Raw genomic sequence first — 8,650 nt, 5'->3', positions numbered from 1 at the left:
GAACGGTCTGGCCGCCAATGACGGCGCTCGTCGTTGCCATTTTCGGGAAAGTGTCGGTGGTCATGATCGTCGCGGCGGCCGCTTCCCAATTGCAGGGCTGCGCTTCAAACACTGCTTTCAGGCCCGCTTCGGCCTTGTCCTGAGGCAAGGGCACGCCGATGACCCCGGTCGAGGACACGAATATTTCCGCTTCGGTGCAGCCCAGATGGGCTGATGCCAGCGACACTATTTTTTGCACCGCTGCCATGCCGCGCGCGCCGGTAAAGGCATTGGCATTGCCGGCATTGACGACCAGGCCGCGTGCCTTGCCACCCTTGAGCGCTTCTCGGCAATATTCGACTTCAGGCGAGGGGCATTTGCTGTTGGTCAGCACACCGGCAACCGCTGTTCCCGCTGCCAGTTCGACAAAGGTCAGATCGCAACGATCCCAATCCTTGTAGCGGGCACGGGCAATGCGGCAGGTTACGCCTGCCATATCGGGCAAAACGGGAGATTGGGCTGGCGCCAGAGGCGAAAGTTTGTCCGACACTTGACTTGCCTTTATTCAATGTTTTGATAGAACGCGCTGATATTGACGGGTGCCTTGTCCATGAACGCATATATTGCAAGTTTTATGTTGCTGCTATTCAACGCTGTCGGCCTGGCCGTGCCTGCGTCAGCAGCGGCAGAAGAGCGCATGATACCCGAATTGGGAAGCGCCGCCAACCTGTCGGAAGCCGCGGTTGCGGATCAAGCTTCTGTCATCGAAGCGGCCAGATTGGGATCATCGGATCATCAATCCTGCGCTATCGCAGAAGGCTGCTTTTCCGGGCCGCTCGCGGTAGCAAAAACAAGCAGCAGACAACAAATCTGGGCCGTCGTTGCGATGCGCTCGGAATCCGGCGACAAGCTGGAACATGAAGAAGGCGCGCCCTAGCGCCATTCTCTGTCTTGCCAATATTGAACGGCAAGAGTTTCTCCCTAAATTCATCCTGTTCGCGGCCATTATTGGCCGGAAAAATCTACAAATTGGAAAATGTCATGTTCGGCGATTTAGCCAAATCCATCTTCGGGTCAGCCAATGACCGCTATGTCAAATCGATGCAAAAAGTGGTCGAAGCGGTCAATTCCTTCGAACCCTCGATTGAAGTTCTCTCGGATGAAGAACTGGCGGCAAAAACCCCCTATTTCAAGGAACGCGTCGCTGGCGGTGAATCGCTGGACGATATTTTGCCGGAAGCCTTTGCGGTCGTGCGGGAAGCGGCAAAGCGGACTCTGGGCCAGCGCCATTATGATGTGCAGCTGATCGGCGGCATCGTGCTGCATCGCGGTGAAATCGCCGAAATGCGGACCGGTGAAGGCAAGACTCTGGTCGCGACGCTGGCCTGTTATCTCAATGCGATTGACGGCAAGGGCGTGCACGTCGTCACCGTCAATGACTATCTCGCTCGCCGCGATGCGGAATGGATGAGCCAGGTCTATAATTTCCTTGGCCTGGAAGTCGGCGTGATCGTGCCGAATCTCGGCGAGGACAAGCGCCGCGCCGCCTATGCAGCGGATATCACCTACGGCACCAACAATGAATTTGGCTTCGATTATCTGCGCGACAATATGAAGCACGAGCGCAGCAAGATGGTCCAGCGGCCGTTCAACTTCGCGATTGTCGACGAGGTCGACTCGATCCTGATCGATGAAGCGCGGACACCGCTGATCATCTCCGGACCGACCGATGACAAGTCTGACCTATATCTGACGGTCAACGCGGTTGTTCAATTCATCACCGAAGAAGATTATGAAAAAGACGAAAAATCACGCAATATTTCGCTGACCGAAGATGGCACGGAAAAAGCAGAACGTCTGCTCGAAGAGGCCGGTCTGCTGGTCGGCAGCAATCTCTATGACTATGAAAATACCCAGGTCGTCCACCATCTGAACCAGGCTTTGATGGCCAATGTCATGCGCAAGCGCGACACCGATTATATCGTCAAGGATGGCAAGATCATCATCATCGATGAATTTACCGGCCGAATGATGGAAGGCCGGCGCTGGTCCAACGGCCTGCACCAGGCGGTCGAGGCCAAGGAAGGGGTTCAGATCGAGCCGGAAAACCAGACGATGGCGTCGATCACCTTCCAGAATTATTTCCGCATGTATCCCAAATTGTCCGGCATGACCGGCACCGCGGAGACCGAAGCGGCAGAATTTTTCGAAATCTACAAGATGAACGTCGTCACCATTCCGACCAACAAGCCGGTGCTGCGGATCGACGAGAATGACGAATTTTACAAGAATACGCTCGACAAATTTGCCGCCATTGCAAAAACCGTCAAGGAACATAGTGAAAAGGGGCAGCCGGTATTGGTCGGCACCGTGTCGATTGAAAAATCCGAACTGCTCTCGGACTTTCTGAACAAGGAAAATGTCGAGCATAGCGTCCTCAACGCCCGCTTCCATGAGCAGGAAGCGCTGATCGTGGCCCAGGCCGGTTCTCCCGGCGCGGTTACCATCGCGACCAACATGGCTGGCCGCGGCACCGATATCCAGCTCGGCGGCAATATCGATTTCCGAATCGAAGCAGAGCTTGGCGAGATGGAAGCCGGTCCGGAAAGGGACAAGGCGATTGCCAAGATCGAGGAAGAAGTCAGGGCGCTGCGCCAGACTGTGCGGGAAGCCGGCGGCCTGTTCGTACTCGGCACCGAGCGGCACGAAAGCCGCCGGATCGATAACCAGCTGCGCGGCCGTTCCGGTCGTCAGGGCGATCCTGGCCTGAGCCGCTTCTATCTCTGCCTCGAAGACGATCTGCTGCGCATCTTTGGCACCGAAACGATGTTCGCCAAGATGATGAACAAGAATCTCGAGGACGGCGAAGCAATCGGTGGCAAATGGTTGTCGAAAGCCATTGAAACCGCACAGAAAAAGGTCGAGGCGCGCAATTATGAAGCGCGCAAGCAGGTCGTCGAATATGATGATGTGATGAACGACCAGCGCAAGGTGATCTACGAGCAGCGCTCTGAAATCATGGATGCCGAAACCGTCGGTGACGTGGTCGAGGACATGCGGCACGAAACCGTCAACGCGATGGTTGCCGATGCCTGCCCGCCGGGCAGCTATCCCGAGCAATGGGATATCGAGGGCCTGAAGACCCGCGTTCAGGACGTGCTCAATCTCACCCCCGATTTTGACAGCTGGATGCAGGAAGACGCGCTCGAACCGGAAATCATCGAAACCCGCATCTCCGATATGGCCGATGCCGATTTCGAAGCCAAAATGGCAGCGGTCGAAGCCGGAAATCCCGGTGTCTGGGCGCAGATCGAGAAATCGATCCTGCTCGAATTGCTCGATCATCACTGGAAAGAGCATCTCGCGACACTGGATGCGCTGCGTCAGGTGGTTTTCCTGCGTGCCTATGCCCAGAAAAAACCGCTCGACGAATATAAGCAGGAAGCATTCGGCCTGTTCGAGCGGATGCTGGAAATCATTCGCGAAGGCGTGACCAAGACCATCGCGATGAGCCAGTTCGACCAGCCGGAAGAACTTGTCGTGCCGGACTTGCCGGACTTGCCGGACTTCCTGACCACCCATATCGATCCGCTGACCGGCGAAGACAATAGCAATGATATCGACGGGGGCACATTGGGAACGGTTTCGACAAGCTTGCCGCCACGGCAATCGGGAAAGCTGGACAATCCGGGAGATCCGTTTGATGGCAGCAAGGTTAGCCGCAACGCGCCATGCCCCTGTGGGTCGGGTCGCAAGTACAAGCATTGCCACGGCAAGTTCTGATTTGAAGCGCCAGCAGCGCGGCGGCAACTGACATGGCGTTCGGCATATTCGGTCTGGCGCTGTTATTTGCATTGACCGCCGCGCTCTACGCCAGCGTCGGCTTTGGCGGCGGGTCGACCTATATCGCGCTGCTGGCGCTGGCTGACCTCGATTATCGGGCGCTGCCGGTCATTGCCTTATTGTGCAATATAATCGTCGTCACCGGCGGCACCGCCCGCTTTCAGTTGCGCGGCCTGATCGACTGGCCGAAAATCTGGCCGATCCTGCTGCTGTCGGTCCCGGCCGCCTGGCTTGGCGGGCGGATGGTGCTGGAACAGCAGAGCTTCATGCTGCTGCTTGGCCTGTCGCTGGCGGCAGCGGGCGTTTTGCTGATCATCGAACCCTTCATCAAGCGGGCAGGGGCCGGGGAGCCCCACAACCGGCGATGGACCGGCCACCGGATGTTTGCCCCAACCGTCGGCGCCGGTATCGGCTTTCTTTCCGGGATGGTCGGCATTGGCGGCGGTATTTTTCTTGCCCCGATCCTGCTGCTGACCCGCTGGTCCGACAGCCGCCGGATCGCCGCGACCGCTAGCGTGTTCATCCTGGTCAATTCCATCGCCGGCCTCGGCGGGCAGTTGATGAAATCGGGCCTGAGCAGCGGCGCGGAGGCGGTCATCGCTTATTGGCCGTTATTCGTCGGCGTGCTGCTCGGCGGGCAGATCGGCAGTATCTTGGCCAGCAAGGCCTTGCCGGAGATATGGATCAGACGGCTGACCGCCTTGCTGATCCTCTATGTGGCGGTGCGGATCTTGTGGGTTTAAGCTGTTGGACTGTTTTGGCAATTTCTAAGAAGAGGCCTTTATCGGTGGCTGTTTAGTGCATTTGATAAACTGCCGCCGTAACCCCAAAGAAACTTGTCTCGAAATGGCGGCGAAGACTTGACCTGAGCGGGCTGCCCTGCCTCTATGCTGATCAAATCTGGATCAGGGGCCGCGTCATGACATTATCACCTATTGGTTTTTCTTTGTTTCTGGGGGCCGCAAGTCTGAGTTTGACGCCCTCGGCGTTTGCCCAGGAAACCATAGCTGAAACCACTGCTGAAACGGCACTTGCGGCTGAAGCAGGGCCACTGGATGCCAGGTTGCGCGCGCTCTACGAGGCCGAAACCGAATGGCGGCACAAGGAATTTCATCTGGTCAAGGATGATCAGCGCTGGGTGCAGGGCGATCGCTTTGCCAGTGAAACGGCCGAAACCCAGGCAAAACGGCTGGCCTATTGGCAGGACGTGCTGCGCCAGCTTGATGCCATTCCCGTCGATCAGCTTTCAGCAGAGGAACAGGTAAATGCCGCCGTTTTCCGCCAGATGATCTGGGAGCAGGTCAACAGCCTTGAGTATAAAACCTATGAGGCACCGTTTAACAGCGACACGTTTTTCTGGGGCGGTCTCAACCCGCGAACCGGCTATTCCAACGCCGCTCGCTACCGGGATTATCTGGGGCGCATGAAGGATATTCCCCGTTATTTTGACGAGAATATAACCAACATGCGGGCCGGGCTGGCGCGCGGCTATACCGTGCCACGGGTCGGTATCGAGGGTCGCGACACGACCATCGAAGCCTATACCGTGACTGGCGAAGACAATCCGTTTTACGATGCCTTCCGCAATATGCCCGATTCCATTCCGGAAAAGGAACAGGCAGCGATGCGCAAGGAGGCGTTGCAGAGCATCAAGACAGAGGTGGCCCCGGCTTATGCTTCACTGCTCCGCTTCATGCGGGAAGACTATATGCCCGGCGCGCGAACCTCTATTGATGCCTATGCGTTGCCGGATGGCAAACGCTTCTATCAGGACCAGATCCGGCTCTATACCACGCTCGATTTGACCGCCGAACAGATCCACCAGATCGGCCTGCAGGAAGTGGCCCGGATCGATGCCGACATGCAGGCGACGATGAAGGCTACCGGCTTTATCGGTACTTTTGCGGAGTTTCTGGCCTTCATGCGGACCGATCCGCAATTTTATGCCAAGACCCCGCGCGAACTGCTGTCTTATGCGGCCTATGTCACAAAGAAAATGGATGGCAAACTGAAGGACAGTTTCAACCTGCTGCCGCGTTATCGTTTCACCATCCGGCCAGTGCCGGACGCGATCGCTCCGATCTACACATCGGGGCGCGGCGGGCTGGAGAGTTGCCTGTTCAACACTTATGATCTGCCCTCCCGGCCTTTATATAATCTGACCGCGCTGGCGCTTCACGAATGTATCCCGGGCCACAGTTTTCAGGCGGCAGTGGCACTGGAAGCACCTGACCGGCCAGAATTTCGCAAGGATATCTATTTCTCCGGCTATGGCGAAGGCTGGGGGCTGTACACCGAATGGCTGGGCACCAAGCTTGGCATGTACGAAACCCCTTATGAGGAATTTGGCCGGCAAACCTTTGAAATGTGGCGCGCTGTGAGGCTGGTGATCGACACCGGTATCCACACAAAAGGCTGGAGCCGGCAAAAGGCGATTGATTATCTTGCCAGCCATACCGCACTCGCCCAGCGCGATGTTGAAACCGAAGTAGACCGCTATATCTCCTGGCCCGCGCAGGCTCTGGCCTATAAGCTTGGCGAGATCAGCATCCGTAAGCTTCGCGCCAAGGCCGAGGCGGAACTGGGCACAGCCTTTGATCAGCGGTCATTCCATGACACCTATCTTGCGCTGGGCGCGGTGCCATTACCGGTGATGGAGGCAAAGATGGAAAAATTTATTGCAGCGGAGAAGGCAAAATTGGCAGTAAGTGAGGAAGTTGCGCAATAGGCGGAACAGGCTGGAATTACGGTGGAATTACGGTGACAGGTGCACCATTCCCCAATTTTACCCTCAAAAACCGCTGTCCTACACCCACCCCCATCGCTTATCCTGTTCACCGGTCCTTCGCCAGGCGCCGGACAGGCTCTTTGACAATCTGGACATGATGGCGCTCCTTCCGCACGCCCGCATGAATAAACGGACCGGATGGCGAGGCGTTCCGGAAGGTCACACTCGGCAAGTGGATGACGACCCGAAAAACTAGGAAATCTGCGGTTTCGGGGCAAAGGTCACGGAAAATAAAACCGGTCATTTCTGTAAAGTTTTCGGTGCGGCAAAGAAATGGCAGGACTCGCACGAAGTCACGAAGACACAAAGCGATTGCGCGCTTTCTCCCGGACTTCGTGCCTTTGTGTCTTCGTGCGAGTCCACTGGATGCCAGTGCCACTAACCCATGCCCCAATTTGACCGATTCCCGGTGCGTTTCATCAGGTCGTGATTCTATATTGTTGATATCGCATCCAAAATACTCGGTTAACCTTTACTTGAACGATCCCTGCTATTATTTGGCCTATGTCCGAAAATTCCGGCTTTCATATTCAAACAGTCATAATATTGGCGGTCTTTGCGCTGGTCTTCGGGCTCCTGTATTTTTCCAATAGGCGCCACGCATTTTCCGGATGGATCGCGCTCGGCTTTTCGGCCGCTACGGCGGCCTATATAATCGACAGCACGCGAAGCTCGACCACCAATATTGGCGTTGTCTTTGCTTCGACCGGCCTGTTCTGGATATTCTGTCTTGTGATTGCCAAGGCGATCCATGTCAGATGCCATGCGGTTTTCCCGAATATTCTGGCCGGCCTGATCCTGATATTCGCCACTGCCGCCTTCACCTGGCTGACCTTTGTCGCCCTGGATATTTCCATGCGATCGGTGCTGGTCAATGTCGTTGCCGGGCTGCTGCTGATTTTGTCGCTGCCGCCCTTGTGGAAGGCGGGAGACAGGTTGATCGACGGGGCGCTGTTCGGGGTGATCGCAACCGTTGCCGCCACGTTCATCGGCTGGGTCGTGATTGTCTATTTCCTGCTCGACCTGACCCTGACCGAGCAAAGCTATGCGCAATCAACCTATGCCTGGATATTCCAGTTCACCAACGGCATCTGTGCGCTGGCGCTGGCGGTGGTGCTGCTGTTCGCCGCCGGGCACGATATGGTTTTGCACTTTCACGGCCAGTCCAATCGGGACCCGCTGACCGGCCTGTTGAACCGACGGGGCCTGAAAGCGCTGTTCAAAACGCGTCCGGATCATGCTCAGGGCGCGATATATGTGCGATCGATCATCCTCTTCGACATCGACCATTTCAAGCGGGTCAACGACCAATATGGTCATGCGGCGGGCGACAAGGTCCTGCAAAGAATAGCAAAAACTGTATCGGGCCTGTGTCAGGAATATGGTCAGGTGGCGCGCACCGGTGGCGAGGAATTTGCCATATTGACCCATTGGATACCGGTCGAGACGGCACAATTTCTGGCCCATCCCGAACTGGGTTCGAATCAGAAGGTGACCGCGAGTTTCGGACTGGCGATATTGACCGAGACCGATTCCCTCGATGATGCGATGGATCGGGCGGACAAGGCCCTCTATCATGCCAAGCAAAATGGCCGCAATCAGGTCGCGCTGGCCAAGGCCGCCTGATCTGGCCGTCGCTTCAGTTTCCGGATCCTTTGCGCGCGGGCCAGGCTTTCCTACACCAGCCTGCCTATGATAAACCCGCAGCATGACGGATCAGCCTCTCCATAATCGCGCCTGTCTCCGAAACGATATCCGGGCGCTGTTCGGGCGGCATCGCGGCCTGTCGCCGCGCGCTATGGGGCGAGCGGATTCGATCTTATAACCCTGTCAAGATTGTAAAGTTTGTCAGCAAGAAGGAGATTTATCTGAACAAGAATTTTCTACCGGAAATCTGCGCAGCTGTGCGTCAATCTGCCAGAGCCAGCAAAAAGAGCCAATTTTGTAGAAAATAGAGCCATGGAAAATGGCTCCCCGAGTAGGATTCGAACCTACGACATTTCGATTAACAGTCGAACGCTCTACCGCTGAGCTATCGGG

6 protein-coding genes are annotated in these 8,650 nt (G+C 56.4%); 5 read left to right on the top strand and 1 reads right to left on the bottom strand.

Translation table 11 applies throughout. From position 1 onward, the window contains the following. Positions 1-475, bottom strand: a 475-nt coding sequence (locus V7665_RS09300; protein ID WP_335664270.1) for a bifunctional ornithine acetyltransferase/N-acetylglutamate synthase, incomplete at its 3' end; no start/stop codon positions are given. 114 nt (positions 476-589) lie between these two features. On the opposite strand from V7665_RS09300, the gene V7665_RS09295 reads away from it, so the two are divergent. From V7665_RS09295 to V7665_RS09275, 5 genes are all read left to right on the top strand, one after another. Continuing rightward, entirely contained in the window at positions 590-916 is a 327-nt protein-coding gene (locus tag V7665_RS09295) for a hypothetical protein (protein ID WP_335664260.1), read from the top strand. Between the two features lie 104 nt (positions 917-1,020). After that, positions 1,021-3,762, top strand: coding sequence for a preprotein translocase subunit SecA (gene secA, locus V7665_RS09290; RefSeq protein WP_335664259.1), 2,742 nt, complete (start codon positions 1,021-1,023; stop codon positions 3,760-3,762). A gap of 32 nt (positions 3,763-3,794) precedes the next feature. Beyond that, positions 3,795-4,565, top strand: a complete 771-nt coding sequence (locus V7665_RS09285; protein WP_335664258.1) for a sulfite exporter TauE/SafE family protein — start codon at positions 3,795-3,797, stop codon at positions 4,563-4,565. Positions 4,566-4,741: 176 nt separating this feature from the next. Continuing rightward, on the top strand, positions 4,742-6,550 hold the full coding sequence (locus tag V7665_RS09280) for a DUF885 domain-containing protein (RefSeq protein WP_335664257.1): 1,809 nt from the start codon (positions 4,742-4,744) through the stop codon (positions 6,548-6,550). A 564-nt stretch (positions 6,551-7,114) separates the two neighbouring features. Next, positions 7,115-8,236, top strand: a complete 1,122-nt coding sequence (locus V7665_RS09275; protein ID WP_335664256.1) for a GGDEF domain-containing protein — start codon at positions 7,115-7,117, stop codon at positions 8,234-8,236. Positions 8,237-8,650: the final 414 nt, after the last annotated feature.

It is taken from the genome of Parasphingorhabdus sp., assembly GCF_036964675.1.
Taxonomy (GTDB): Bacteria; Pseudomonadota; Alphaproteobacteria; order Sphingomonadales; family Sphingomonadaceae; genus Parasphingorhabdus.
The sequence above is the reverse complement of the archived record's forward strand: the minus strand, read 5'-3'. Positions and strand labels throughout refer to the sequence as shown.